Annotated in this window: 3 protein-coding genes; all 3 read left to right on the top strand. The window is 62.0% G+C overall.

The features are described from left to right. Window positions 1–123: 123 nt before the first annotated feature. The 3 genes from ROA7023_RS23425 to ROA7023_RS23415 all read left to right on the top strand — a co-directional run bounded on the left by ROA7023_RS23425 (window position 124) and on the right by ROA7023_RS23415 (window position 1554). Window positions 124–426 (top strand): hypothetical protein, encoded by a 303-nt coding sequence (locus tag ROA7023_RS23425; protein WP_085881341.1) that lies wholly within the window; start codon window positions 124–126, stop codon window positions 424–426. Next, window positions 423–806 (top strand): hypothetical protein, encoded by a 384-nt coding sequence (locus ROA7023_RS23420; RefSeq protein ID WP_085881340.1) that lies wholly within the window; start codon window positions 423–425, stop codon window positions 804–806. The genes ROA7023_RS23425 and ROA7023_RS23420 overlap by 4 nt, the downstream gene beginning before the upstream one ends. Before the next feature lie 94 nt (window positions 807–900). Continuing rightward, window positions 901–1554 carry a hypothetical protein gene (locus tag ROA7023_RS23415; RefSeq protein WP_085881339.1) on the top strand — a complete coding sequence of 218 codons (654 nt, stop codon included), beginning with the start codon at window positions 901–903 and terminating at the stop codon, window positions 1552–1554. Window positions 1555–1781: the final 227 nt, after the last annotated feature.

Genomic DNA, 1781 nt, shown 5'->3' with positions numbered 1-1781 from the left:
CGCTGGCCCGATACGGCTGCGCTGTATGAGGGCTACACCGCATCGGGCCAACTACCCGAGCGCTCCGAGGGGGTCATTTTTGGATGCCGATAGGGGGTCAAGATTGCCTGCCGATTGACAGTCGTGGACGCCGTCGTCACCGAGGTCCGCCGCATCCTGCAGACACCAGAGGTCGTCACGCAGATGCTGACGTCCCTGAAACGAGAACAGGGCGGGACCTCAGAAGCCGATGCAATCGCGGCACTGCATGACTTCGACGAGCTGTGGGGGCAGCTGTTCCCAGCCGAGCAGGCACGGATCATCCAGCTTCTCGTCAGGCGCGTCACCGTCACCGCTGCGGGGCTCGAGGTCGACATTCGGCGCGAAGGAGTCAACAGCATGATCCGCGAGATGCTCGCGCCGCGCAAGATGGAGGCCGCTGAATGACCGAGGATCACGATACGATCCGCGTCCTGATCCCTTTGAAGGTCCGGAAGAAAAACGGGCGGCCGAAAATCATGCCACCCGCCGACTACAGGCCCAGCGAGGATCAATCACAGAGCCCGCATGTCCTGCGCGCCATAGGCCGAGCATGGGGCTGGAGGCGGCGGCTGGAAACCGGTTCCGCTTCCACAATCCAGGATATCGCCGCCACCGAGAAGGTCTCCGACCGGTTCGTGGGACGGATGATCCGGTTGGCGTATCTGTCCCCGAGCGTCCTTGAGACTCTCGTCATCACCCGTCAGCCGCCCGCCATATCGATCAATGATCTGATGGCGGTGACAGAGTTGCCGTGGGAGGAGCAGATGGATCCCGTGTTCGAATAGACTGGGAGCTATCCGGGTTGACGCCGAGTGGCGTTTCGCCGCCCGATCAGTGAATAAGGGAGCGAGCAGGGTTCGTGCCTGAAAGGATTGCCGCGTGCGGCAAGAGAGAAAACCGCCTGTCATAGCCAACGAGAAGAAGATTCTGGCTCTGCTCGAAACCGATGCTTGCCCAGTTCCGTTTCACGAAATCCGAACTCGCTTTCTGGGCAACATCGCTACGCCAGCGATGTCAGCTTCACCGATCTCCGTAGTAAAAAACCTGTGGGGCGGAGAACTGCCCGAATTTGAAAGCCTCGACGCCGTCAACGAATTGATCGGCGTTCTTGTCAACGGTCTCTGGAACTCACTCACGCGCCACCAGAAGCGGAGCGATCCCTTCCGGCTGGTGCGGCCAACGGTTACGCCCACGCGCGACGGGCTTGCTCAGCTGGCACTGATCCGTCGGCAGGAACTCGATGGGTTCGTCGAGGGGCTGTTTTCCGGTGCTGAAGAACTCGACCTGCCAACAAAGGCATCCGCGGCGCTCGACACGCTCGGCGAGGTGTGCGCCATGATCGCGGGGGTCCATGAGGTCGCCATTGATCCCAGAAAGCCCGCAGAACTCTCTGACATCGCCACGACGATGAAGCATCTGCGGGAGCTGACCCGGATCACAGAGATCGAGATCAACCGGGTCGTTCTCGACTGCACGCGGGCACGGCGCCAGATGATTGGGTCGGCCAGCAATTCCGGGCCCACGCGTCATTGAGCGACTGGCGCATACGCAGGCGCGCGCATCGACGCGCCCCACAACGCCCACTTCGCGTGTCTCCAATGGAATGCCTGGCGTCAGAACTGCGGTGAAAAGTGGTCCCTTCTCGATCTGTGTGGGTTGGCGGGCCGAGTGCGGCCTGACGCGACCCGACATGTTGTGCCCCCGGTAGGCGCGTTCGGCGCGTAGACCTCAACGATCGAAGCGGCGGACGCGCCGGGCCA

It is taken from the genome of Roseisalinus antarcticus, from assembly GCF_900172355.1.
Lineage (GTDB): Bacteria > Pseudomonadota > Alphaproteobacteria > Rhodobacterales > Rhodobacteraceae > Oceanicola > Oceanicola antarcticus_A.
This window is presented reverse-complemented; position numbering and strand designations above follow the sequence as displayed.